Genomic DNA, 24,003 nt, shown 5'->3' with positions numbered 1-24,003 from the left:
ATGAAAGTACGTCCATCAGTAAAAAAAATGTGTGAACATTGTAAGATTATTAAGAGAAAAGGCCGTGTGATGGTGGTTTGCCCTGTAAACCCTAAGCACAAGCAAAGACAAGGAAAATAAATAAATTAAAATTATAGGAGGTGGACTTTAATGGCTCGTATTGCCGGAGTTGATTTACCACGTGATAAGCGAATTGTTATTGCGTTAACATACATTTATGGTGTTGGAAACACAACTGCTCAGCAAGTTTTGAAAAAAGCTGGGGTATCAGAAGACGTTCGTGTACGTGATTTAACACCTGATCAAGAAGATAAGATCAGAGAAGCTCTTGATGGTTACACAATCGAAGGTGACTTACGTAGAGAAGTTACTATGAGTATCAAGACTCTTCAAGAAATCGGTTCATATCGTGGGATGCGTCATCGTCGCGGTTTACCTGTTAGAGGTCAACACACGAAAAATAACGCACGTACAAGAAAAGGTAAGAAAACCACAATCGCTGGTAAAAAATAATAAAGAAGGAGGCTATCAGTTTCTATGGCTAAAACTAAAAATACTCGTAAGCGTAAAGCAAGAAAAAACGTTGAGTCTGGTGTAGCACACATTCACTCAACCTTTAATAACACTTTGGTTATGATTACCGATGTTCAAGGGAATGCTATTGCTTGGTCATCAGCTGGTGCATTGGGATTCCGTGGAAGTCGTAAGTCTACCCCATTTGCTGCTCAAATGGCTGCTGAAGCAGCTGCTAAGACTGCAATGGAACATGGAATGAAATCAGTAGAAGTTGCTGTTAAGGGTCCTGGATCTGGTCGTGAGTCAGCTATTCGTGCTTTACAAAGTACTGGTTTGGAAGTTGCTGCAATTCGTGATGTAACTCCAGTTCCACACAATGGTTCTCGTCCTCCAAAACGTCGTAGAGTTTAATATTTAATGAACGTTAAAGTTTTAAATTACTCAATGCGTTTTGAAAGGGGTAGAGACTACAATGATTGAATTTGAAAAGCCAAACATTCACAAAATTGAAGAAACAGACAACTATGGTGAAATAGTTGTAGAACCACTCGAAAGAGGATATGGTACCACTTTAGGCAATTCACTTAGACGTGTCTTGTTGGCTTCATTACCAGGAGCTGCGGTTACTAGCATCCAAATTGATGGTGTTCTACACGAATTTTCAACTGTAAAGGGTGTAGTTGAAGATGTTACTCAAATTATCTTAAACGTTAAAAAGATTAATTTGAAAATTAACTCAGATGACAATGAAACAAAGTCAATGAGTATTAATGTAACTGGACCAGCCGATGTAACCGCAGGTGATATCGTAACTGATAGTGATGTTGAAATTTTAAATCCGGATTTGCACATTGCAACGGTTGCTGACGGAACTACATTCCACATGAACATGACTGCCAACAAAGGTCGCGGCTACGTTTCTGCTGAAGAAAACAAAGCCAAAAACGATGGTATGCCAATTGGTGTTCTACCAGTTGATTCTATTTATACCCCAATCGAACGTGTTAATTATCAAGTAGAAGATGCACGTGTTGGTCAACGTGATGATTACGACAAATTGACGTTAGACGTTTGGACTAATGGTTCAATTACACCTTCTGATGCAATTAGTTTGGCAGCTAAGATCTTAAATCAACATTTCCAATTATTTATTGATTTAACTGACAGAGCAAAGAATGCCAATGTTATGGTTGAGAAGGAAGAAAGCCATAAAGAAAAAATGCTTGAAATGTCAATTGAAGAATTGGATCTTTCAGTTCGTTCTTACAATTGTTTGAAACGTGCTGGAATTAATACTGTTCAAGAATTAACTGATAAGTCTGAAGCTGACATGATGAAGGTTAGAAATCTTGGCCGTAAGTCACTCGATGAAGTTAAAGAAAAATTAGCAGCATTAGGACTATCTTTACGTAAAGAAGACTAAAAAGGAGGATATCCGGTTATGAGTTATCGCAAATTACAACGTACGAGTGCTCAACGTCGTGCTTTGCTTCGTAATTTGACTACTGACTTAATTGTTAACGGTCAAATCAAAACAACAGAAGCTCGCGCTAAGGATGTTAGATCATTAGCCGACAAGATGGTTACCTTGGGCAAGAAGGGTGACTTGAATGCTCGTCGTCAAGCTGCAGCTTACTTGCAAAACACCATTGCTGATGTAAAAGAAGACGGAGATAGTATCAAAGTAACTAGTGCATTACAAAAGTTATTTGACGAAGTAGCACCAAAGTATGCGGACCGAAACGGTGGTTACACACGTATTCTTAAAACAATGCCTCGTCGTGGTGACGGTGCACCAATGGTAATCTTGCAATTTGTCGAATAATTTCGATATTTGTTAAGAATAATAAATATTTCACTATAGGAATCACTAAGGTTAAAGGTATAAAGTGTTACGATGATGGATTTTCCAAGTCTAGCTTGAATGTGGTTAACTCCATGCGCCTTAATCTTTTAGTGATTTTTTTATACATAATTTTAATAATAGGAGAGCTGATTCCATGAATCCAATCATTAATGTTTCCAATCTTTCTTTTAGGTATAATAATGAAGATGATCATAAGGTATTAGATGATGTCTCTTTTCAGTGCGAAAGGGGTGAATATATTTCATTAATCGGTCGGAACGGGAGTGGTAAAAGTACCATTGCCAAACTGGTTGATGGTCTTCTAACTCCTAGTGAGGGAGAAATTGTGGTAGATGGGATCAGGTTGGACTCTCATGGTAATGACCGCGAAACAAGAAAAGCAATTGGCTTAGTTTTTCAAAATCCAGATGATCAATTTGTTGGTGCCACGGTAGCAAGTGACGTTGCGTTTGGACTTGAAAATCGGGCGGTTCCAAGAGAAGCGATGAAGCCAAAAGTTAAATCGGCGTTAGAAAAGGTAGGAATGTGGGAATATCGAGACGAGATTCCTAGTAGTCTTTCTGGTGGACAGAAGCAACGGGTCGCAATTGCAGGAGCAATTGTGCTTGATCCTAAAATTTTAATTCTAGATGAAGCGACAAGTATGCTAGATCCTTTAGCTACTAGACAAATTCATCAAGTTGTCAACAAATTAAATCAAAAACAAAATATGACAATTCTCTCCATTACGCATGATATCAATGTGACGGCTAAATCCGATCGGATATTAGCACTTAATAATAATAAAATTGTATTTGACGGAAAACCAAGTGCTTTCTTTCAGAAGCATCAATTAATTGCTGATATGGATCTAGATCTTCCTTTTAGTGAGAAGTTAAGGCAGAAATTCCTTGATGCAGGATATGACATTACTGACAAGTACATGGATGATGAGGGGATGAGCCAATGGATAAGCACATTATTTTAAGTAACGTTGATTTTGTCTATCAACCCGGTCTGCCATCAGAAAGACAGGCTTTAAGTAATGTCAGTTTAAAGATTAATAAGGGTGAATTTTTGGGTGTTGTTGGAAAAACTGGTAGCGGAAAGTCAACGTTAGTTCAGATGATTAACGGATTATTGAAACCGACTTCAGGGAGTGTTACCGTTGGCAAAATCAAAATTAACAGTGAAACTAACAACCATAACCTAAGTGAGCTCAGAAAAAAAGTCGGGATGATTTTCCAGTTTCCGGAAAAACAACTGTTTGAAGATAATGTTCTAAAAGATGTATCTTTTGGTCCACTTAATTTTGGCGAAAATGAAGCAGTTGCAAAAAAGAGAGCCATTCAGGCGCTTTCGATTGTTGGCATTAGTAAAGAACTGTATTCTCGTTCACCCTTTGAGTTGTCTGGCGGTCAAATGCGTCGGGTCGCAATTGCTGGAACGATTGCATGTGATCCAACCGTTCTCATTTTAGATGAACCAACGGTGGGATTGGATCCTGGTGGCAAGACTGAAATATTAAAGATCATCAAGCAACTAAACAAAAATGGAGTAACCATCATCATGGTTACTCACGATATGGATGTGGTGGCACAAAATGCTACCCGTGTTGTGGTTATGAATGGTGGAAAAGTGTGTTCTGATTCAACTCCTAGGGAATTATTCAGCAATTACAAGTTAATCGATCAAAATTCATTAGCGCTTCCTGATTCTGTTCAGATATACTATGATTTAATTAATCGAGGCATCAGATTAAAAAAGATTCCGTTAACAGCGGATGAAGTTGTTAACGAAATTACGCAAAAACGAAGTGGAGTGAAGTAGAATCGATCAATTTGTGTTTGGAAAATACTTTCCTGGAAATTCATTCATTCATCGTTTAAATCCAGCGTTTAAGATTTTAGGCTCCGTTATCATTATTACGCTTATTTTGATGTGCAATAATTGGGTCAGTTATGGATGTATGACGCTTTTTACATTGGTGCTGGTATACTTATCCCATTCTCGAATTAGGATGCTTCTAAAGGGGATCAAACCCATTCTGTGGCTAATTATTTTTACGGTCTTGATTCAAGTGTTTTTTGGCCATGGCGGAACGGTTTATTTTCATTTATGGTTTATTTCCATCACTTCGTCGGGAATTATTAATGCGGTCATGATATTTATTCGATTGGTCCTCATTATCACGATTGCTACTATTTTGACCATCACAACCAGTCCATCGATGATTGCACTTGGAGTTGAGACGATTCTGAGACCGCTTAAGTGGGTTAAAGTTCCCACTGAAACGATTGGGATGATGGTTTCAATTGCACTGCAATTCATCCCCACCCTCATTGATGAGTTAAATGACATTATGAACGCTCAGAGAGCACGAGGCGTCGATTTTGGTAAGGGCAAATTAATGAAACGAGCTAAAAGCTTAGTGTCGCTGATTATTCCTTTGTTTGTTTCTTCTTTTCGTCATGCTGAACACCTTGCAGATGCCATGGAAGCTCGTGGATATTCTGATGAGGTCAAGCGAACTCATTATCAGCTCGTCTCTTGGACGGTCCTTGATTGGGTTGCTTTAGGGGTCATGATGGTTTTAACGGTTGTAATTATTTTAGTGAGGAATTAGATGAAAACTCGGTATAAAATTACATTTGCATATGATGGGACTAAATTTGCTGGCTTTCAAACGCAGCCAAAGCAGCGAACGGTAGAGGGAACTTTAACTAATATTATTAACAAAATGGCCCAAAAAAGTGGCAAGCACGTTTTACTTTATGGATCTGGCAGAACTGACGCAGGTGTTCATGCCCTAGGTCAGGTTGCCCATTTTGATTTTCCCTATGATTTAGGTGAGGAAAGTATGTTAAAGGGGTTAAACAGTATGTGTCCCCTGGATATTGAAATAATAAGTGTGCAAAAGGTTAATGCTGACTTTCATGCTCGTTATGATGTAACGGGGAAAAAGTACTTGTATCGGTTGGATTTGGGGCGCTTTACCAATCCATTTAAAAGAAATTATACTGCTCATTGGCGTTTTCCCGTTAATTTCAATTGGATCGAAGAGGCCATTCATGATTACGTTGGCAAACATGACTTTTCGTCGTTTGTTGCTTCTGGTGCAAAGGAAGGAAGTCGGGTTCGTACAATTTTCTCGGTTGATGCTAACTTAGATAAAGTTACTAATGAGATGCAGTTCGAGTTTTATGGTGATGGTTTTATGTATAATCAAATTCGGATTATGGTTGGGGTGCTGATGGAGATTGGACGGGGAAAGCGGCCAGTTCATGATATCCAACGATTGTTCAAAGTGAAGGATCGAAACGAAGCACGTTTAACAATGCCAGCTAATGGATTGTACTTAAAAAAGGTTTATTATCCAGGAGATGATCCAAAACATTCAAAACGAAAACATCATCCAGATGATTAAAATGAATTTGACTTTCAGAAGAAATGTTAGTACTATTGTAACTGGTATTGTTTGCCCCACGATAAGCCCCGGAAACTTATTAGGTGTCGAACAAACACGGAAACATGGAGGAATTAAAAGTGCATACAACATATATGGCTAAACCCGGCGAAGTAGATCGCAAGTGGTACGTTATTGACGCAGATGGCGTTGAATTAGGTCGTCTCTCAAGTGTCGTTGCTTCTATTTTACGCGGAAAAAACAAACCTACATTTACGCCAAACGTAGATACAGGTGACAATGTTATTGTAATCAATGCATCTAAAGTTGCATTGTCTGGTAAGAAAGCTAGTGGCAAGATTTATTATCACCACACATCTTACATTGGTGGACTTAAGTCAATTACTGCTGGTCAAATGAGAGCAGAGAAGCCTGATCGACTTATCGAAACTTCAGTTAAAGGTATGCTTCCTCACGGTACATTAGGTCGTCAAATCGCTAAGAAACTTCACGTTTATGCAGGTGAAGATCACACTCATGAAGCTCAAAAACCAGAAGTTCTTGATATTAAGAACCTAATTTAAGGAGGAAACACAATTGGCTAAAGTACAATATACCGGCACAGGTCGCCGTAAAGATTCAGTTGCTCGTGTACGCTTAGTACCAGGTACTGGAAAAGTTGTAATCAATGACAAAGATGTTGAAGATTACATTCCATTTCCTAATTTAAGAGAAATCATTTTACAACCATACAATGTTACTGAGACACTTGGTAACTATGACACATTAGCTAACGTTAATGGTGGTGGATATTCAGGACAAGCTGGTGCTGTTCGTTTAGGAATTGCACGTGCTTTACTTGAAGTTGATCCAGACTTTAGAGAATCCCTCAAGAAGGCTGGTTTATTAACACGTGACCCTCGTATGAAGGAACGTAAGAAACCCGGCCTTAAGAAAGCTCGTAAGGCTGGTCAATTCTCAAAACGTTAATCAGAAGATTATATTTTGTCGCTCATGTCCGCATGAGCGCTTTTTTATTAAATGGGTGAATTTAAAATGAAAAAGACACGAAATTATCATATTGCAATCTTGTCAGTTTTTATTGCCATTATTTTGATTCAAAATTTTGTTCCTATTTTAGGATATATTCCGGTTGGTCCACTAAGCATTACGTTAATTCCAATTACCGTGATTGTGGCAACCTTAGTGCTTGGTTTAAAGGATGGCTTTATTCTTGGCACGCTCTGGGGTGTAATTGTGTTTGTCAGGGCCTTTACGTGGCCTACTAGTCCAATTGCTCCACTTGTCTTTGAGAATCCGATTACGGCCATTTTACCGCGGGCCCTAATTCCGGTAGTTGCTTACTTTTCCTACAAATGGTTAAAAAAATTACTTAATAATAAGCTTTCACTTGTGATTGCATGCGCTTTGGGTTCCATGACCAATACAATTTTAGTGCTGTTATTTATTTATATTTTTAATCGAAAGCAAGCTCCAATCCTATACCATGTGAGTGTTGACAAAATTATCTATGCCTTATTAGGGGTAGTTGGAACCAATGGTCTGATAGAAATGATTATTACAGCAATTGTTTGTCCAATTATCATTATTTCGTTAGATAAAGTAATCCAAAAATAAAAAGCAGATCATTACGATCTGCTTTTTGTTACTTTGATGCGTCCGATGATTTTTTGTCACCATCTTGTTTTGAATCGTCATCTGGTCCCTCATCAGGATCTTTTTGAATTCGTGGAGCTTGCTTAATCATTTTAAGATCTTTGTGATTAATAACGGTCTTGTTATGATACTTATCAATTATTTCTGGATCATCAGATTCAAATGTAATCAAAAAGGCATTATTGTAAGCTTTATCGATATAACCAGTAAAATCATTCTTTTCAAGTTTAAACGATACTTCATCGCCAACTTCAAAGGGTGATTTTTCGGTCTCCGTTTGTTCATCGTGTTTCTTTGCCAAACTGACCACCTCCAATTGTATTCAACTAATGAAATATAAACGAATAATTAACATTTGTCAATTTTTAACATTTTTGTAGTACAATTTAAACAGTAAATTTATTTGTAAGGAGGGTTAGTTTGGCTAGGAAAAAGAAGCAAAAGCAAAATAAGTTAGTTGCTTATGTCCTGACCGTGCTAATCCTGTTAGTCATGTTCGTTGGTGCTGTGATGATTTTAGGCAATTCTCATTTTAACCCGCAGTATGAACAAAATAATGTTAGTGTTCAACATAAGGAATTTATCAACAAGATTCTACCAAAGTCAGTTGAGATGCAACGGAAGTATAAAATTTTGACTAGCATTACCCTTGCTCAGGCTATTTTAGAATCAGATTGGGGCCAGAGTACTTTGGCTTCAAAGTATAATAATCTTTTTGGTGTTAAAGCGGGTGCTGGACAAAAGAGTGTCACTTTGGACACGACTGAATATACAAGTGGATCACCTGCAATGGTTCACGGAAGTTTTCGCGTTTACGATAATTGGGATGAGTCAATTGAAGATCATGCTGTTTTACTAGCTCATGGCACAGACTGGAACCCCATGCAATATAAAGAAGTTGTGTCGGCGGACAATTACGTTGATTCTGCCAAGGCTCTCAGTACCGATGGATATGCAACAGACCCGGCTTATGCAGACAAAATAATTAAAATCATTAAAAAGTATCATCTTAATCAATACGATAAACAATGATGTAGCAAAAGATTTATTGGAGGTTAAACTATGGATTCAGTATTACTCTACCCAGGAAGCACAATTGGAATTATTGGTGACTATTTTAGTAGTACGCAACTAGTTAACGTGGCCCGCGACGCGGGATTAAAAATCGCCACCTATAGTTCTAATTCAGATAGCGAGATCGCTAGACAATCTGATTACGCATTTACAGGTGACGTTAATGATGTTGATACTTTAAGGGAATTTTCTGAGAAGTGTGATTTAGTTACATACGTTTCAAATGACATTGATCCTCAGGTTATTAGTGAAATCGAAAAGTATACTTATGTTCCTCAAGGCGAATCCCTTTTAGAGATTAGTCAGGACCGTGTGATGGAAAGGGCCTTTTTTGATCAAATTAACGTCAATACGTCACCATACGTCACTATTATTAACTTGGAAGATATCTATCAAGCAATTGATTCAATTGGATATCCTGCAATTTTAAAACCAATTCAGCGACACATGACTAATAACCAACAGTTAGTTATTAACGAATCAAATGATATTGCACTTGCGTCCGACATGTTAAAAAGAGGGCCTTATATCCTTGAGTCTTACGTTCCTTACCGTTTCGAATACGCAATTATTGCTACTAAATCAGTAAAAGAAGATTTACAACAATTTCCCGCCGTTAAAACCAGTTATTTAGGGAACATGCTCCAAACGGTAAGTACTGATACTTCCAAAACAGATTCTAACGTTATTAACGAAATGATTAGAATTGTTAATCAAATCGGCAAAAATGTTAAATACGTTGGTTCATTTGAGGTATCGTTCGGTGTAACGGCTGATCAAAACATTTACGTTACAAACATTGATCCAACCGTTAATAATGCCGGTTTTTTGTTTAATTTAGCTACTGATATCAGCGAGTATGATCAACATCTTCGGGCCATTTCAGGGTTGCCATTAGCTAAGATTAATAAGATTAGTGATGTGGTTGCTCGTTTGTTTACGAAAAAGCAATATGAACAGGTTCTTAGACAACGAATCCTTCAACCAAACTGGCAATTTTATTTTAATTATCACAGTAATGCACGTGATGATGATGTGGTTGGAGTGATTTTAATTCCAACCAATTCGGTCGAAGAGACGTTTAATCGAATTGTGAATACAGGAATTTGGACCAAAAATTAAATGTTATTAAAATTGAAGAGTCGGCAATTTGTCGGCTCTATTTTGCTATAATTAATGATGGATTTACAAAGCGAGAGGATTGGTTAACGTGTCAAAGACAGACCTACTAAAGACAATGAACGATAAGCAACAAGAGGCGGTAGAACAAACTGAAGGTCCACTTTTGATTATGGCTGGTGCTGGAAGTGGTAAGACCAGGGTGCTCACTCATCGAATTGCTTATCTAATTGAGAAAAAAGGTGTGATGCCATGGAATATTTTGGCGATTACATTTACCAACAAAGCTGCTCGCGAAATGAAGGAACGTGTTAGTAAATTACTTGGCGTCGGTGGTGACGATGTTTGGGTATCAACTTTTCACGCACTTGGCGTGAGAATCTTGAGACGTGACATTGATAAATTAGGTTATAATCGTGCTTTTTCTATCACTGATTCAGGAGAACAAAAGACCCTTGTAAAACGAATTTTAAAAGACTTAGATCTAGACCCGAAAAAGAATGATCCAAGGGCTATTTTAAGTGCCATTTCAAATGCTAAGAATAATTTACAGACTCCACGAGATTATCAAAAGTCACATTCAGCTAACAGTCCATTTGAAGAGGTGGTTTCACAGGTATATTTCGAATATCAAAAGCGACTTCAAGAAAATCAAGCTGTCGATTTTGATGATTTGATTATGCTTACGATTAGATTGTTTAAACAATATCCAGAGGTGTTGAATTATTATCAAGATAAGTTTCATTACATCCATGTCGATGAATATCAGGATACCAATGAAGCACAGTATAAATTAGTATCAATGCTTGCCAAAAAGTATCAAAATTTGTGTGTAGTGGGTGACGCTGATCAGAGTATTTATGGTTGGCGTGGTGCTAACATGAATAATATCTTGGATTTTGAAAATGACTATAAAAATGCACACGTTGTGAAACTGGAACAGAATTATCGTTCAACTAAGAATATTTTAAGTGCCGCAAACGACGTTATTCAAAACAATGCCGAGAGAAAAGATAAGAATTTGTGGACGGAAAATGATACTGGCGAAAAGGTAACGTACTATCGTGCTCAAAGTGAGGCTAGTGAGGCCCATTACGTGGTGTCTAAGATTAAAGATGAGGTCAGTAAACATCATTATTCTTATAATGATTTTGCGGTCTTGTACCGGACGAATGCCCAGTCGCGTGTAATCGAAGAGACCTTCTTGAAATCAAATATTCCGTACACGATGGTTGGTGGGCATAAATTCTACGACCGTAAGGAAATCCGAGACATTCTTTCGTATTTGACTCTCATTGCTAATCCCAGTGATTCATTAAGTTTTGAACGGGTTGTTAACGTTCCTAAGCGTGGAATTGGTAGTTCAAGTGTGGAAAAGTTGAGAATGTTTGCAGCAGATAATGGATGGAATCTACTAGAAGCAGCTCAAAATGTTGACTTGGCCAATAATATCTCCAGTCGTGCTCGAAATGCCATTGCTAATTTTGCTAATGTCATATCAAACGTTCAAAAAAAGCAAAAGGATATGACCGTTACGGAAATTACCGAAGCACTTTTGGATCAATCTGGATATATGGCTGATCTAAAGAAAACCAATTCACTGGAGTCACAGACACGGATTGAGAATATTGAAGAATTTCTTTCTGTCACAAAAGATTCTGATTTAAAGTATGATGAACAGACTGGTAGTAGTGATAGTCGTTTGACAGATTTTTTGGCGGATCTGGCCCTTGTATCGGCTCAAGACGATGTTGATGAATCGGCTAAACAGGTGACTTTAATGACTTTGCATGCTGCTAAGGGGCTTGAATTTCCAGTCGTCTTTATGGTTGGGATGGAAGAAGGAATTTTTCCTCTTAGTCGAGCTACTGAAAAGGAAAGTGAGTTAGAAGAAGAACGACGGTTAGCCTATGTGGGAATTACGCGGGCTCAGACCAAACTCTATATGACAAATGCATATTCACGAATGTTATATGGTAGAATGCAAAATAATCCCGAGTCACGATTTATGGATGAAATTAATTCGGATGTATTGGATAATGAGAGTTCAATTCCAACGGGACCTAAAACTCCATTTGACACCAGTAGTGAGTATAATAAACAAACCAATCGAGCCTTTAGTGAACCATATCATCGCCCTAACAAACGAGTCGAAAAACCCCAAGGAACTGGTGCTGACAAGAAGTCATGGAATATTGGTGATAAAGTCAAACACAAGGCGTGGGGAACTGGAACGGTTGTTAAAATTAATGGAACCGGTGAAGATATGGAACTTGACATTGCCTTTCCAGAAAAAGGAATTAAACGTCTATTAGCTGCATTTGCACCCATAACAAAAATTCAATCGATTAAGTAAGGGAGTGGTAAGATTGTTTAAGATTCCAATGGATCAGGTTAATGAAAGTGAAGCAAAAAAAGAGGCCTCAGAACTAAGACCAAAGTTAATTAAGTGGGGAAAACAGTACTATGAACAGGATCAGCCAACCGTAGAAGATGCGGAATATGATCGAAACTATGCTCGCTTGCAGGATCTGGAAGCCAAGTTTCCAGCAATTATCACTCCTGATTCACCGACTCAGCACGTTGGTGGGGCAACTTCGAATGAATTTACAAAGGTCAATCACGAGATTCCAATGCTTTCACTAGGTGACGTATTTTCACCCCAAGAGCTTAAGGATTTTGTGGTTCGACTCAAGCACAACTATCCTCAAGATACTGAGTATAATTGTGAGTTGAAGATCGATGGACTAGCTATTTCACTTCGTTATGAGCATGGGGTGTTCGTGCAGGGATCGACTAGGGGAAATGGACAAATTGGTGAGGATATCACTGAAAATTTAAAAACCATCCCATCAATCCCTAAAAAATTAAGTCGACCCATTGATATTGAAGTACGTGGCGAATGTTATATGGGAAAAGAAGCCTTTTTAAAGTTAAATGAACGACGACAAAATGACGGAAAACCAACGTTTGCTAATCCGAGAAATGCTGCTGCCGGGAGTCTTCGACAATTGGATCCAAAAGTTACTAAGGATCGCCACTTAAGTACTTTTATGTATAACGTTGCTAATTATGACGATTTAAAGGCTACCACTCAAAGTGGACTTTTAGAGGAACTAAAAGAATTAGGCTTTACCATCAATGAGCATTATCAAGTGGCTGACAATATGGATCAGATTGATGCTTACATTAAAAAGTATTCAGCAGCAAGAGATAATCTCACCTTTGGTATCGATGGCATTGTGATTAAGACCAATTCGCTTCCTTTACAAATGGAAATTGGGCATACGGTTAAAGTCCCGAAGTGGGCGATCGCTTACAAGTTTCCGCCAGAAGAAGTTCATACTAAAATTAAAAAGATTGAGTGGACCGTTGGAAGAACGGGAGTGGTAACTCCTACCGCAATCATGGATCAAGTGCAATTGGCCGGTACTACCGTTTCAAGAGCGTCACTTCATAATCCTGATTATATTGAGAAAAAAGATATCCGTGTCGATGATACAGTTGTTTTGTATAAAGCTGGCGACATTATTCCGGAGGTTGAAAGGTATCTTCCTGATTTAAGGCCAAAAGATTCTAAGCCATATGTTATCCCAGATCGATGTCCTTCATGTGGTGCTAAATTAGTCCACTTAGATGGTGAGGTTGCCTTACGTTGTATTAATCCGAAGTGTCCAGCACAGCTGGTGGAACAAATTAATCATTTTGCTTCTAGAAATGCAATGGATATTGATGGTTTGGGTCCTAAGATTGTGAAGCAGTTGTTTGATAAAAAAATGGTCTCGGATGTGGCCAGCTTGTATCACCTTAGTTATGATGAACTACTCACTCTTGATAAGTTTGGTGACAAGTCTGCTAACAATTTACTTTCTGCCATTGATAGTAGTCGGAGCAATTCACTTGAAAGATTGCTTTTTGGATTGGGCATCAGACACGTCGGTGCTAAAGCAGCGCGATTAATTGCTGCACACTTTAAAACCATGGATGCTCTCATGAAATCAAGTGTCGAAGAAATCGCCTCAATTGACACCATTGGTCAAGTTATTGCTGATAGTGTTCATACTTATTTTGAAAACGCTGATAGTAGAGAATTAATTGGCGAACTCGTTGATGTTGGTGTTAATATGGACTATGTAAATAATGAAGAGATAGTACAACCAGATAACTTTTTCAATGGTAAACGAGTTGTATTGACCGGAAAGTTGGTTGATTTAACTAGGGGTCAAGCCAGTGAATGGCTTGAAAACCATGGAGCGGATGTCACAAGTAGTGTTTCTAAAAATACCGACCTAGTAATTGCGGGAGAGGATGCAGGTAGTAAGCTAACCAAAGCTCAATCTCTTTCGGTTCCGGTTTGGGATGAAGATCATTTTAAAAATGAAATGCAAAAAGAATGATAAGAAGTCGGAGGAATTTAAGTTGAGACGCTTAAAAGTAATTTTAATGGTGGCGGCTAGCGCATTAATGTTAGTAGCTTGTGGGAGTACTAACAAGAGTACCACTAATACAAATAATAAGAATACACAATTAACCGGGGAAACTGGTGGTAAGAATTATCAGAGTGTTATTAAGGATGGACATTATCAAACTAGTAAATCGCGTGGAGTTGACATTCAACAAAATGATAATCAGTTTAACTTGAAAGGATTTCAGAACGGTTTGCTTGGAATTTCCAAGCAGAATTTTTCGACTGATAAGTATGTTTTTCAGGAGGGACAATACATCTCTACTGACACTGCCGAGAAGTGGCTTGATCGTAAGTCAAAGCAAAACCCGGAGGGACTAAATCCATCGCAACAAAAGGGAAAAGTAACCCCAATGTACTTGCAACAAATGGATGAACAAGACTTCTTAGTTCCAAATGGTAATAAAATGACCATGAAGGGTATGACCATTGGCCTTGGGATCAATTCAGTGTACTACTACACTAAACAGAAGTATGGGAGTCAGTATCAACAGAAGATCCCCGATGATGTGGTTGAGAAACAAGGTAAGGAGATGGCTAACACGATCCTTAAACGATTGAGACAGAATAAAGAATTAAAGAATATTCCAATCGTGATTGCATTGTACAAGCAAGCTCCAAACGATAGTTTGACTGGTGGTAATTTCTTTGCCTCATCGGTTAACAATCCGGGCACGACGTCTGTAAACTCATGGAAACCAATTAATGAAAAATCATATGTGTTCCCGATTGCCAATGGTTCTAAGGGACCTAATACGAATGATTTATCTGCGTTTAATCAATTTAAGTCACAGGTTCAAAATTTCTTCCCTAACTTGAGTGGGATTACCGCACAGGCTCAATACAAGGGTAAGCAACTTCAAGGAATGCACATTAACATTACAACTCAATTTTATAGTCAAACTGAAATCATCAGTTTTACTCAATACCTACAGAATGCTGCTCAAAAATATCTTCCTGGCAGTGTACCAATTGATATTACCGTAAAATCAACTGATGGAATTCAAAGTTATTTGAACCGAAATGCGGGAGGAAAGTCCTTCAGTTCGCATGTGTTTAATAGCTATTAAGATTTAGTGATTTAGTAAAAGAGGGGATAAAATGGCTGATAAGATTACGGAAGAACAAACCCAACATATTGCTGGGTTAGCTAAGCTTGAATTAAAAAAAGATGAATTACCTGAATTCACCCAACAATTAAATGATTTGTTGAAAATGTTGGATACACTTGAAAAAGTTGATACATCGGGTGTTGAGCCCACTTATACGGTAACGGATCGAATTGACGTTACTAGAAAAGACGTGGCAGAAGATTGGCACGAACAAGATGCTTTGTTAAAGAATGCTCCTGATATTCAAGATGACTTAATTAAAGTTCCAGTAATTATTGACGAAAGTGAGGATGAATAATAATGAACTATTTAGATAAGGATTTGCGTTCACTTCACCAGATGTTGGTAAATAAGGAAATTTCGGCCGTTGACTTAGTAAAAGAGACCATGGACAACATCAAAACTACTGACCAAAACATTGATGCTTTTAATAATCTAAATGATAAGGCGCTTGAAAATGCTAAAGCCATTGATGAACGTGGGATCGATCCTAATAATATTTTAGATGGGATTCCGTTAGCTTTGAAAGATAACATCGTTACTAAAGAATTACCAACTACTGCATCTTCAAAAATGCTAGAAAATTTCACCTCAATTTATGATGCAACGGTGGCCAAGAGACTTTCTAATGCTGGTACCATTAACGTTGGTAAAACCAACATGGATGAATTTGCAATGGGAAGTTCAACTGAAAATTCAGCCCTTAAAACCACTCACAATCCATGGGATTATAGCAAAGTTCCTGGCGGTTCGTCCGGTGGTTCGGCTGCCGCAGTTGCTTCCGGTGAAGTTCCAGTTGCACTTGGATCAGATACCGGAGGTTCAATTAGACAACCAGCTTCATTCACGGGAATTGTTGGAATGAAGCCAACCTATGGTCGAGTATCACGTTTTGGACTTATTGCGATGGCTTCAAGTTTTGATCAAATTGGACCTCTTACTAGAAGTGTCTTTGACAATGCTCTGGTTTTAAACGCAATTTCAGGTCATGACGAACACGATTCAACTAGTTCAAAACAGGAAGTTCCTGATTTCACCGAACACATTAAAGATGGGGTCGAGGGGATGAGAATTGGCATTCCCAAGGAATACGTTAATAAGTTATCTCCTGATGTTTCAAAAGCAATCAAAAATGCCGCAGAAACGTTTAAAAAATTAGGTGCAAAGGTTGACTGGGTTTCGATGCCTAATTCTAAATATGGTGTTATTGCTTATAATGCGCTTCAAACCGCTGAAGCATCTTCTAACCTAGAAAGATTCGATGGAATTCGTTATGGATATCGAGCATCAGATGCTCAAACACTTGATGAATTGTACGTTAAATCACGATCAGAAGGGTTTGGAGATGAGGTTAAGCGACGGATTATGCTAGGTACCTTATCGCTTTCTTACGATAATGTTGATAAATATTACAAACAGGCTGCTAAAATTCGGACTTTAATCATCAATGATTTTAAAAAGGTTTTTGCTGACCATGATTTAATTTTGAGTCCAACATCTCGAGTTACTGCCTTTACAATTGGAGTAGAAGATCAAGATCCCATTGAAATGTATATGAATGATATTTTGACGATCCCAGCCAATATGGCTGGAGTTCCTGCTATGTCCCAAATTGCTGGATCCAGTAATGGTTTGCCAATCGGAATGCAATTAATGGGGAAACCGTTTGATGAGAGTACCATTTATAAAGCAGGATACGCTTTTGAACAGAATACTGATTTTCACAAGCAAACACCAAAGATGGGAGGTAAATAGTCATGAATTTTGAAACGACCATTGGTCTAGAAGTCCACGTTGAGCTTAAAACTAATTCAAAAATTTATAGTCCATCTGCTGCACAGTTTGGGGACAAGCCCAATAGTAATACTAACGTAATTGACTGGGGTTATCCTGGAACGCTCCCAGTCGTTAACAAACAGGTCGTTGCGGATGGTATCACCGCGGCTCTAGCTTTACATGCTCATATTGAAAAGCACCCTCATTTTGATCGTAAAAATTATTTCTACCCGGATAATCCGAAGGGGTATCAGATTACTCAAAACGAGAGACCCACTGCTAGAAACGGATGGATTGAAGTCGAGACCGAAAATGGTAAGAAAAAAATTGGAATCGAAGAGATGCATATTGAAGAAGACGCTGGTAAGAATACCCATGAACAAAAATATTCTTACGTTGACTTAAACCGTCAGGGGACTCCGCTTATTGAAATTGTCTCTAAGCCCGAGATGACAACTCCGCAACAAGCATATGATTATCTGGAAGGATTAAGGCAACGGATTCAATTTACCGGAATTTCTGATGTCAAGATGGAAGAAGGGTCAATGCGGGTTGACGTTAATATCTCAGTTCGACCCATTGGTAGTAAAGAATTAGGTCAAAAGATTGAATTAAAGAACTTGAATTCATTTAATCATGTTAGAAAATCACTTGAGTACGAAGAACAACGTCAACAACAGGTGTTGATGTCCGGCGGTCAGATTAATTCTGAGAGTCGTCGTTTTGATGAATCTACTGGTAAAACTGAGTTAATGCGTGTCAAAGAGGGAAAAGATGATTATCGTTACTTCCCAGAACCAGATCTTCCAACTTTGAGTATTTCTGATGAATGGATTAATGAATTAAAAGAATCCATGCCTGAGATGCCTATCAAACGTCGTAATCGTTACGTTAATGAATTAGGGATCACTGATTATGATGCAATGGTTATCACTCAGACCAAAGAAATGTCTGATTTTTATGATAAAATGGTTAAATTAGGTGCTGATCCTAAATTAGCCGCTAACTACCTTCAAGATAACGTCAATGCGTACTTGAACGATAATCAAGCTAACTTGGAAGACACCAAAATCACGCCTGAAGCGATGGCTACCATGATTAAAATGATTATGGACGATACCATCTCAAGTAAAATGGCTAAAAAAGTATTTAAGGCAGTTACTAAGGGGCAAGATCCAAAGAAATTCGTTGAAGAAAAAGGACTGGTCCAATTATCTGATCCTAAAAAACTGCAACCAATTATTGATGGGGTCTTAAAAGATAATCAACAGTCAGTTGATGATTATCATAATGGTAAAGATCGAGCTGTTGGGTATTTGGTTGGACAAATTATGAAACAAACTCATGGACAAGCTAATCCGCAAGTTGTAAACAAATTATTGAAAGGTTCTTTAGATAAATAGGGTGATGTAAGAATGGTCAAAAAAGCACGAGTAATTTACAATCCAACGTCTGGACGTGAAATGTTAAAACCGCAGTTGGTTAATATTTTGGATGTTTTGGAGAATGGTGGATATGAAGCCAGTGCTTTTGCGACCACCCCCAAACCACATTCAGCACGTGATGAAGCCGCCCGTGCATCTGAAGAGGGATTTGATCTCATCATTGCGGCAGGTGGAGATGGGACCATCAATGAAGTAATTAATGGCATTGCTCCACGTGATTATCGACCACAATTAGGAATCATTCCTGCTGGAACTACCAATGATTTTGCGCGTGCATTGCACATTCCTCGAGATGATTACGTTGAAGCTGCTAAAGTGATCACTAAGGGCAATGTTTCAAAGATGGACGTTGGTAAAGCATACAATGATGAAGTGACTAATTATTTCATTAATATTGCGGCTGGTGGGTTTATGACAGAATTAACTTACAATGTTCCTTCTGATTTAAAGACTATTTTTGGGTATCTTGCATACCTGGTAAAGGGAGCAGAAATGTTGCCAAATGTGAAGCCAGTTCCGATGTTATTAAAGTATGATGGTGGAGAATATCGTGGGAAGGCTTCAATGTTTTTTTTAGCCATGACTAATTCAGTGGGTGGTTTTGAACAAATTGTTCCAAACGCAACCATGGATGATGGTAAATTTACCATGATTATTGTTAAAACCGGTAATTTAGTTGAAATGTTGCAATTAATTGCTAAAGCGTTTAATGGCGGTCGGCACATTGATGATCCTAGGATTATATACAAAAAGACCAATACATTTGAGGCTTTTCCTGGGGATGATAGTCGCTTACAGATTAATCTTGATGGCGAATACGGTGGTGATGCTCCGATGAAGTTTGTCGATCTAAAGCAGCGAATTAGTATTTATTCCAACCTTAAGACTGATGATATCAGTGAGTCGGCTAGTGTCGCTCCTCAGGTCAAAAATGTTGAAAAGAAGTTTGTCAGAAAAGTCGATGAACTTCCATCTGATAGTAAAAAATAAGTTTTGCCGTGTAACGGTAAAACTTTTTAGTAAGGAGAACAAATGAGCGCTAAAAAAGAAGCTCCAGTACAGAAAAACCAAGACCTCACGGTAAACGTGATTGATTTGACTTACCAGGGAATGGGGGTTGGTAAGGTTTCCGATTTTCCGATTTTCATTGAGGATGCTCTTCCAGGTGAGAAAGTCCAGATCAGGGTGATTAAAGTTAAAAAGAACTTCGCCTTTGGAAAATTAGAAAAGATTATCGAACCAAGTCCCAATCGAGTTCAAGCAATTGATCGACGGTATACGCAGTCTGGGATTGCTCCATTACAACACCTTGCATATCCAAAACAATTAGAGTTTAAACAACATCAGATTGAGGAATTGTTTAAGAAGGCTCATTTAAACGTTGCTGTTGCTCAAACAATTGGAATGGATAATCCATCAAAATACCGAAATAAGGCTCAGATTCCGGTTAGGAAGATGAATGGTCAATTGGAAACGGGTTTTTATCGGCGCCACAGTCATGATTTAATTCCAATTGAAGACTTTTACATTCAAGATCCTCACATCGATGAAGCCATTATTAAGGTTCGGGATGTTTTACGAGCTTATCATGTTAGTGCTTACAATGAGGCAACTCACAAGGGTTGTATTAGGAATATTATGGTCCGTTATGGAAAAGCAACCGGCGAGATGATGGTAGTTTTGGTTACCAATGGTAAAAACTTGCCACATAAAGATGAAATTATTAAATCCATTAATGATCAGTTGCCTGATTTAGATAGTTTAATTCAAAATGTTAATGATTCTCACGGGAATCGACTGATGGGGGACACGAACATCCTGTTATCAGGTAAAGCTTACATCAAGGATGAACTCTTAAACACCAAGTTTTTGATTTCACCAATGTCGTTTTACCAGGTTAATCCGGTTCAGACTGAAAAACTTTATTCTTTGGCCATCGATAAGGCGCAATTATCGAAAAATGATGTAGTGGTTGATGCGTATTGCGGGATTGGGACAATTTCACTGGCAATGGCACCAAAAGTTAAGCATGTGTACGGAGTTGATGTGGTTGCTGAGGCAATTGAAGATGCCCGAAAGAACGCTAAATTAAATCATATTGATAATGTTAGCTTTGTGGTTGCAAAGGCTGAGGACCAGATGAAGAAGTGGGCAGAGCAGGACATTCGACCAGATGTCGTGGTAGTTGATCCGCCAAGAAAGGGCCTTGATCCAACCTTTATTGCTAGTGTCTTAGAGATGAAGCCAGAACGATTAGTATATGTTTCATGTAATCCTGCTACTCTTGTACGGGATTGTCAGGCTTTAATTGATGGTGGCTATGAAATTAAACAACCTATTCAACCAGTGGATCAATTTCCGCAAACACCGCATGTTGAAAGTGTAACGGTGTTGGAAAAGAGTAAATAAAAAGAATCTAGCGAGCTAGATTCTTTTTATTTTTCAGTTGAAGTTTTGTTTTTCATCATTTTATGCCAGTAATAAACTGGAATTCCGATTAAAGTGGCTATGATACCAATGATAGCCAAAACGGTTTGGGTCAGGATCGTTGAAACTAAGATAAAGATTCCCCCGGCTAGTGCGAGAATTGGGACAATTGGATACCAAGGTACTTTGTATGGGCGAACCAACTCCGGTTCACGCTTTCTTAAGATGAATAAAGCAACGAATAAAAGGCAATTAAATATCCACATCACGAAAACTAACATATCAGTTAGCATATCAAAACTACCCATGAAAATCATAACGACAGCGATCATAAACATAAATAATCCCGAAATATAGGGGGTAGCAGTGTGTTTAGAAAGTTTTGCAAAGTATTTACTAAATGGTAATTGATCGTCTTTACCCATTGCATACGGAACTCTGATCCCGGTTAAGATGTAACCATTCATAGCGCCATAAACGGAAATTAAGATGCCAATGGTCACTAGTTTTCCGCCAATGCCACCAAATAGTTTCATGGCAACTTCATAGGCGGTGTTTTGGTTTCCTGCAATTTGATCAAGTGGCATATTTTTTAAGAAAACCCAGTTTACCAAAACGTAGATGATCATAATAAAAGTTAAACCCAAAATAATGGCCTTAGGAAGGTCCTTTTGGGGATTTTTCATTTCGCCAGCGATGCTTCCGATGTTGATCCATCCATCGTAGGCAAACATTGTGGCCAGTAATCCGCCACCAAAAGCAGTTAATAGGTTAGTGGAGCCATGGTTCTGGATTGGAGGCCAAAAAGATACGTCAACGTGACCCGGGAGTAATAGTCCAGCAATTACAATGATAAAGATAGGAATTAATTTGACAATTAGTGTTAAAGATTGGACTCTTCCGGCTACTTTTGATCCTAAAAGGTTAATTAACGTAACACTTAATGCACAAATAATTGCAATGGTAATTGAGAGTGATGTTGATAAGTGAAACAAATTAATTAGTTGAGTGGAGAAAACAATTGAGAGAGCCGCTAAGTTGGCCGGAAAATACACAAGAATTTCGGCCCATCCCAGTAGGAATCCAGTTAGCGGTCCATAAGTATATTTTAAGTATTGAATGGTTCCTCCAGTTTTAGGAATGGCCGCAGCCAATTCTGAAACCGTTAGTCCACCACAAATTGTTAAAAGACCACCAATGATCCATGCTAGGATGGTGAGAGTAACAGAATGAGTATTAGATACGACACTGGCAGTTTTGAAAAAGACTCCAGCACCGATCACGGTTCCCATGACAGTTGACAGGGCAGCACCGATTCCAATGTTTTTCTTTAAGTTGCTTTGAGGCATTTGATCCACTCCTTTTTGCGTAATGGTTAATTATAGCATGGGGCCAAATCGAAGTCAGTACATAAAATAAAAAAGCATCCAATTGGATGCTTTTTAGTGATATTGATTTAGTCTTCGTCTTTCGGACCGGTTTTCCAATCATTTTCATGTTCACGTTGGTAATTAGCAATGTTCTTGTATTCTGGTTGAAGATGACGACTTAGACGAATGTAAATTGGGATCAATTCACGATAAGCTTGGTAATTCTTTGGATTTGGTTTATGAGTATTGGTAACCCCAACAAACTTGCTGACGTCGTAAAGGCTGTCAATCATGCCTAAACTGTACATTCCAAGGGTAGCAGCGCCAAGAGCCGTACCTTCGAAGCTTTCTGGAATGTTGACGTCTTGTTCAAAGATGTCGGCTAACATTTGGCGCCAAAGTTCTGAACGAGCAAAACCACCAGTTGCTTGAATACTCTTTGGTTCGCCAACAACTTCTTCAAGGGCTAACATAACGGTGTAGAGGTTATACACGATTCCTTCAAGAGCAGATCGAATCATGTGAGCACGAGTGTGTTTTCTGGTCAAACCGAAGTATGTTCCACGAGCGTCGGCATCCCAGATTGGAGCTCTTTCACCACCCAAGAACGGTAAGAAGATTAACCCTTCGGATCCTGCTGGAATCTTAGAAGCAATTTCAGTTAGAAGATCGTAAGCATCAATATTCATCTGTTCGGCAGTGACTTTTTCTGGCAAGCAAAGTTGATCACGAACCCAACGGAAGACAATTCCACCGTTATTAACGGGTCCACCGACAACCCACATATTCTTAGCTAGGTAGTAACAGAATACACGACCCTTAGGATCAATCGTTGGCTTGTCGTTAACGACACGAACGGCACCAGAAGTTCCAATTGTGACAGCTACTACACCTGGTTTAATGGCGTCTACCCCTAAGTTAGCCAGAGGACCGTCAGAAGCACCAATGATAAATGGTGTATCTTTATCAATTCCAATTTTATTGGCGTATTCTTCGTTTAAGCCCTTTAATTGATAAGTGGTGTCTACTAATTCAGGCAGTTGATCACGCTTGATGCCAGCAACTTTTAATGCTTCATCGTCCCAGTCCATGTCAAAAATATTGAATAGGCCAGTTGCATTAGCGATCGAATAGTCTTCTTTTAGAACCCCAAATAATTTATAGTTGATGTATTCTTTAACACCAACAAAATAACGGGCTTTTTTAAACAATTCAGGCTTTTCATTTCTGAGCCACATGGCCTTTACAAGTGGTGTCATTGGATGAGTTGGAACACCAGTCTTTTTGTAAAGTTCCATTCCAATGCCGTTTTCTTTTAATTTATCTGCGTATTCAACGGCACGATTATCTGCCCAAGTGATTGCGCGGGTGAGTGGCTTGTGGTTCTCATCCAAGAGGATCAAACTGTGCATCGCACACGAATATGAAACTCCCTTGATGGTGTCTTTTTTAGGGTCTACTTTTTTAAGAACATTTTGTAGACCTTGAATCATCGCTGAGAAAATCTCCTCTGGATCTTCTTCTGCCATGTCGGCAGTGTCTTGATACAAAGTATATCCATCGTTTGAATAACCTTTAACTTCACCTTTGTCATCGTATAAAACGGTTTTGACACTTGTAGTTCCGATGTCGACCCCAATTACGTTTTCCATTATAATCTTTCCCTTCCATGCTAGTTGATGCACTCTATGACAGATTTCATGCCAACTTTATTAAGTGATCGAGTAAAAAAATTATACTACTTATAACGCTTTCATTATATTGAAATCA

General features: G+C 38.5%; 25 protein-coding genes. 22 read left to right on the top strand and 3 right to left on the bottom strand.

Annotated elements, in window-relative coordinates; all coding sequences use genetic code 11:
• The 12 genes from rpmJ (at position 1) to AC6UC9_RS00205 (ending at position 7,406) form a co-directional block, all read left to right on the top strand.
• Complete coding sequence (gene rpmJ / locus AC6UC9_RS00260; protein ID WP_010022743.1) at positions 1-120, top strand: 50S ribosomal protein L36; 120 nt, start codon at positions 1-3, stop codon at positions 118-120.
• A 30-nt stretch (positions 121-150) separates the two neighbouring features.
• Complete coding sequence (rpsM, locus tag AC6UC9_RS00255) at positions 151-513, top strand: 30S ribosomal protein S13 (RefSeq protein WP_500693559.1); 363 nt, start codon at positions 151-153, stop codon at positions 511-513.
• Positions 514-537: 24 nt separating this feature from the next.
• The gene (gene rpsK / locus AC6UC9_RS00250) at positions 538-927 is read left to right on the top strand and encodes a 30S ribosomal protein S11 (RefSeq protein WP_010022745.1); all 390 of its coding nucleotides are present in this window, start codon (positions 538-540) and stop codon (positions 925-927) included.
• Positions 928-988: 61 nt separating this feature from the next.
• Complete coding sequence (locus AC6UC9_RS00245; RefSeq protein ID WP_500693560.1) at positions 989-1,939, top strand: DNA-directed RNA polymerase subunit alpha; 951 nt, start codon at positions 989-991, stop codon at positions 1,937-1,939.
• A gap of 18 nt (positions 1,940-1,957) precedes the next feature.
• A complete protein-coding gene (gene rplQ / locus AC6UC9_RS00240; RefSeq protein ID WP_500700794.1) occupies positions 1,958-2,341 on the top strand; it encodes a 50S ribosomal protein L17 in 384 nt (127 codons plus the stop codon).
• A 175-nt stretch (positions 2,342-2,516) separates the two neighbouring features.
• The gene (locus tag AC6UC9_RS00235; RefSeq protein WP_500695228.1) at positions 2,517-3,350 is read left to right on the top strand and encodes an energy-coupling factor transporter ATPase; all 834 of its coding nucleotides are present in this window, start codon (positions 2,517-2,519) and stop codon (positions 3,348-3,350) included.
• Positions 3,329-4,192, top strand: coding sequence for an energy-coupling factor transporter ATPase (locus AC6UC9_RS00230; RefSeq protein WP_500700793.1), 864 nt, complete (start codon positions 3,329-3,331; stop codon positions 4,190-4,192). The genes AC6UC9_RS00235 and AC6UC9_RS00230 overlap by 22 nt, the downstream gene beginning before the upstream one ends.
• A gap of 13 nt (positions 4,193-4,205) precedes the next feature.
• Positions 4,206-4,988 (top strand): energy-coupling factor transporter transmembrane component T family protein, encoded by a 783-nt coding sequence (locus AC6UC9_RS00225; protein WP_500700792.1) that lies wholly within the window; start codon positions 4,206-4,208, stop codon positions 4,986-4,988.
• Entirely contained in the window at positions 4,989-5,789 is an 801-nt protein-coding gene (gene truA / locus AC6UC9_RS00220; protein WP_500700791.1) for a tRNA pseudouridine(38-40) synthase TruA, read from the top strand. It abuts the gene before it with no gap.
• A gap of 119 nt (positions 5,790-5,908) precedes the next feature.
• Positions 5,909-6,352 carry a 50S ribosomal protein L13 gene (rplM, locus tag AC6UC9_RS00215; RefSeq protein ID WP_500693566.1) on the top strand — a complete coding sequence of 148 codons (444 nt, stop codon included), beginning with the start codon at positions 5,909-5,911 and terminating at the stop codon, positions 6,350-6,352.
• Positions 6,353-6,365: 13 nt separating this feature from the next.
• Positions 6,366-6,758 (top strand): 30S ribosomal protein S9, encoded by a 393-nt coding sequence (gene rpsI / locus AC6UC9_RS00210; protein ID WP_010022758.1) that lies wholly within the window; start codon positions 6,366-6,368, stop codon positions 6,756-6,758.
• Positions 6,759-6,824: 66 nt separating this feature from the next.
• Positions 6,825-7,406 carry an ECF transporter S component gene (locus tag AC6UC9_RS00205; protein ID WP_500696540.1) on the top strand — a complete coding sequence of 194 codons (582 nt, stop codon included), beginning with the start codon at positions 6,825-6,827 and terminating at the stop codon, positions 7,404-7,406.
• Positions 7,407-7,434: 28 nt separating this feature from the next.
• Here AC6UC9_RS00205 and AC6UC9_RS00200 read toward each other — a convergent pair whose 3' ends face one another.
• Positions 7,435-7,746 carry a DUF2187 family protein gene (locus tag AC6UC9_RS00200; RefSeq protein WP_500693568.1) on the bottom strand — a complete coding sequence of 104 codons (312 nt, stop codon included), beginning with the start codon at positions 7,744-7,746 and terminating at the stop codon, positions 7,435-7,437.
• 119 nt (positions 7,747-7,865) lie between these two features.
• Here AC6UC9_RS00200 and AC6UC9_RS00195 point away from each other — a divergent pair, with 119 nt between their 5' ends.
• From AC6UC9_RS00195 to rlmD, 10 genes are all read left to right on the top strand, one after another.
• The gene (locus AC6UC9_RS00195) at positions 7,866-8,477 is read left to right on the top strand and encodes a glycoside hydrolase family 73 protein (protein WP_500693569.1); all 612 of its coding nucleotides are present in this window, start codon (positions 7,866-7,868) and stop codon (positions 8,475-8,477) included.
• A gap of 30 nt (positions 8,478-8,507) precedes the next feature.
• Positions 8,508-9,641 carry an ATP-grasp domain-containing protein gene (locus tag AC6UC9_RS00190; RefSeq protein WP_500693570.1) on the top strand — a complete coding sequence of 378 codons (1,134 nt, stop codon included), beginning with the start codon at positions 8,508-8,510 and terminating at the stop codon, positions 9,639-9,641.
• An 88-nt stretch (positions 9,642-9,729) separates the two neighbouring features.
• Entirely contained in the window at positions 9,730-11,994 is a 2,265-nt protein-coding gene (gene pcrA / locus AC6UC9_RS00185) for a DNA helicase PcrA (RefSeq protein WP_500700790.1), read from the top strand.
• Positions 11,995-12,016: 22 nt separating this feature from the next.
• Complete coding sequence (ligA, locus tag AC6UC9_RS00180) at positions 12,017-14,035, top strand: NAD-dependent DNA ligase LigA (protein ID WP_500700993.1); 2,019 nt, start codon at positions 12,017-12,019, stop codon at positions 14,033-14,035.
• Positions 14,016-15,173 (top strand): CamS family sex pheromone protein, encoded by a 1,158-nt coding sequence (locus AC6UC9_RS00175; RefSeq protein WP_500699295.1) that lies wholly within the window; start codon positions 14,016-14,018, stop codon positions 15,171-15,173. Before ligA ends, AC6UC9_RS00175 begins: the two co-directional genes overlap by 20 nt.
• A gap of 31 nt (positions 15,174-15,204) precedes the next feature.
• A complete protein-coding gene (gatC, locus tag AC6UC9_RS00170) occupies positions 15,205-15,513 on the top strand; it encodes an Asp-tRNA(Asn)/Glu-tRNA(Gln) amidotransferase subunit GatC (RefSeq protein WP_500693573.1) in 309 nt (102 codons plus the stop codon).
• A gap of 2 nt (positions 15,514-15,515) precedes the next feature.
• Positions 15,516-16,970, top strand: coding sequence for an Asp-tRNA(Asn)/Glu-tRNA(Gln) amidotransferase subunit GatA (gatA, locus tag AC6UC9_RS00165; RefSeq protein WP_500700789.1), 1,455 nt, complete (start codon positions 15,516-15,518; stop codon positions 16,968-16,970).
• Positions 16,971-16,972: 2 nt separating this feature from the next.
• Positions 16,973-18,394 (top strand): Asp-tRNA(Asn)/Glu-tRNA(Gln) amidotransferase subunit GatB, encoded by a 1,422-nt coding sequence (gene gatB, locus AC6UC9_RS00160; protein ID WP_500693575.1) that lies wholly within the window; start codon positions 16,973-16,975, stop codon positions 18,392-18,394.
• Positions 18,395-18,406: 12 nt separating this feature from the next.
• Positions 18,407-19,426 (top strand): diacylglycerol kinase, encoded by a 1,020-nt coding sequence (locus tag AC6UC9_RS00155; protein WP_500693576.1) that lies wholly within the window; start codon positions 18,407-18,409, stop codon positions 19,424-19,426.
• A gap of 42 nt (positions 19,427-19,468) precedes the next feature.
• The gene (gene rlmD / locus AC6UC9_RS00150; RefSeq protein ID WP_500700788.1) at positions 19,469-20,845 is read left to right on the top strand and encodes a 23S rRNA (uracil(1939)-C(5))-methyltransferase RlmD; all 1,377 of its coding nucleotides are present in this window, start codon (positions 19,469-19,471) and stop codon (positions 20,843-20,845) included.
• A gap of 26 nt (positions 20,846-20,871) precedes the next feature.
• Here rlmD and AC6UC9_RS00145 read toward each other — a convergent pair whose 3' ends face one another.
• Both AC6UC9_RS00145 and gntK read right to left on the bottom strand, forming a co-directional pair.
• Entirely contained in the window at positions 20,872-22,212 is a 1,341-nt protein-coding gene (locus AC6UC9_RS00145; protein ID WP_500700787.1) for an APC family permease, read from the bottom strand.
• 107 nt (positions 22,213-22,319) lie between these two features.
• Positions 22,320-23,885: a gluconokinase gene (gntK, locus tag AC6UC9_RS00140; protein ID WP_500696546.1), complete on the bottom strand. Its 1,566-nt coding sequence runs from the start codon at positions 23,883-23,885 to the stop codon at positions 22,320-22,322.
• Between the last annotated feature and the right edge of the window lie 118 nt (positions 23,886-24,003).

The organism is Fructilactobacillus sp. X7R4C1 (assembly GCF_059901115.1).
Note: the sequence above shows the minus strand (reverse complement) of the source record. Positions and strands in the feature narration are given on the sequence as shown.

Bases quoted from the DNA above. Each gene is read 5' to 3' on its own strand.
- rpmJ (WP_010022743.1), top strand. From the start codon at position 1: ATGAAAGTACGTCCATCAGTAAAAAAAATGTGTGAACATTGTAAGATT.
- rpsM (WP_500693559.1), top strand. From the start codon at position 151: ATGGCTCGTATTGCCGGAGTTGATTTACCACGTGATAAGCGAATTGTT.
- rpsK (WP_010022745.1), top strand. From the start codon at position 538: ATGGCTAAAACTAAAAATACTCGTAAGCGTAAAGCAAGAAAAAACGTT.
- AC6UC9_RS00245 (WP_500693560.1), top strand. From the start codon at position 989: ATGATTGAATTTGAAAAGCCAAACATTCACAAAATTGAAGAAACAGAC.
- rplQ (WP_500700794.1), top strand. From the start codon at position 1,958: ATGAGTTATCGCAAATTACAACGTACGAGTGCTCAACGTCGTGCTTTG.
- AC6UC9_RS00235 (WP_500695228.1), top strand. From the start codon at position 2,517: ATGAATCCAATCATTAATGTTTCCAATCTTTCTTTTAGGTATAATAAT.
- AC6UC9_RS00230 (WP_500700793.1), top strand. From the start codon at position 3,329: ATGGATAAGCACATTATTTTAAGTAACGTTGATTTTGTCTATCAACCC.
- truA (WP_500700791.1), top strand. From the start codon at position 4,989: ATGAAAACTCGGTATAAAATTACATTTGCATATGATGGGACTAAATTT.
- AC6UC9_RS00205 (WP_500696540.1), top strand. From the start codon at position 6,825: ATGAAAAAGACACGAAATTATCATATTGCAATCTTGTCAGTTTTTATT.
- AC6UC9_RS00190 (WP_500693570.1), top strand. From the start codon at position 8,508: ATGGATTCAGTATTACTCTACCCAGGAAGCACAATTGGAATTATTGGT.
- AC6UC9_RS00175 (WP_500699295.1), top strand. From the start codon at position 14,016: ATGAAATGCAAAAAGAATGATAAGAAGTCGGAGGAATTTAAGTTGAGA.
- gatC (WP_500693573.1), top strand. From the start codon at position 15,205: ATGGCTGATAAGATTACGGAAGAACAAACCCAACATATTGCTGGGTTA.
- gatA (WP_500700789.1), top strand. From the start codon at position 15,516: ATGAACTATTTAGATAAGGATTTGCGTTCACTTCACCAGATGTTGGTA.
- gatB (WP_500693575.1), top strand. From the start codon at position 16,973: ATGAATTTTGAAACGACCATTGGTCTAGAAGTCCACGTTGAGCTTAAA.
- AC6UC9_RS00155 (WP_500693576.1), top strand. From the start codon at position 18,407: ATGGTCAAAAAAGCACGAGTAATTTACAATCCAACGTCTGGACGTGAA.
- rlmD (WP_500700788.1), top strand. From the start codon at position 19,469: ATGAGCGCTAAAAAAGAAGCTCCAGTACAGAAAAACCAAGACCTCACG.
- AC6UC9_RS00145 (WP_500700787.1), bottom strand. From the start codon at position 22,212: ATGCCTCAAAGCAACTTAAAGAAAAACATTGGAATCGGTGCTGCCCTG.
- gntK (WP_500696546.1), bottom strand. From the start codon at position 23,885: ATGGAAAACGTAATTGGGGTCGACATCGGAACTACAAGTGTCAAAACC.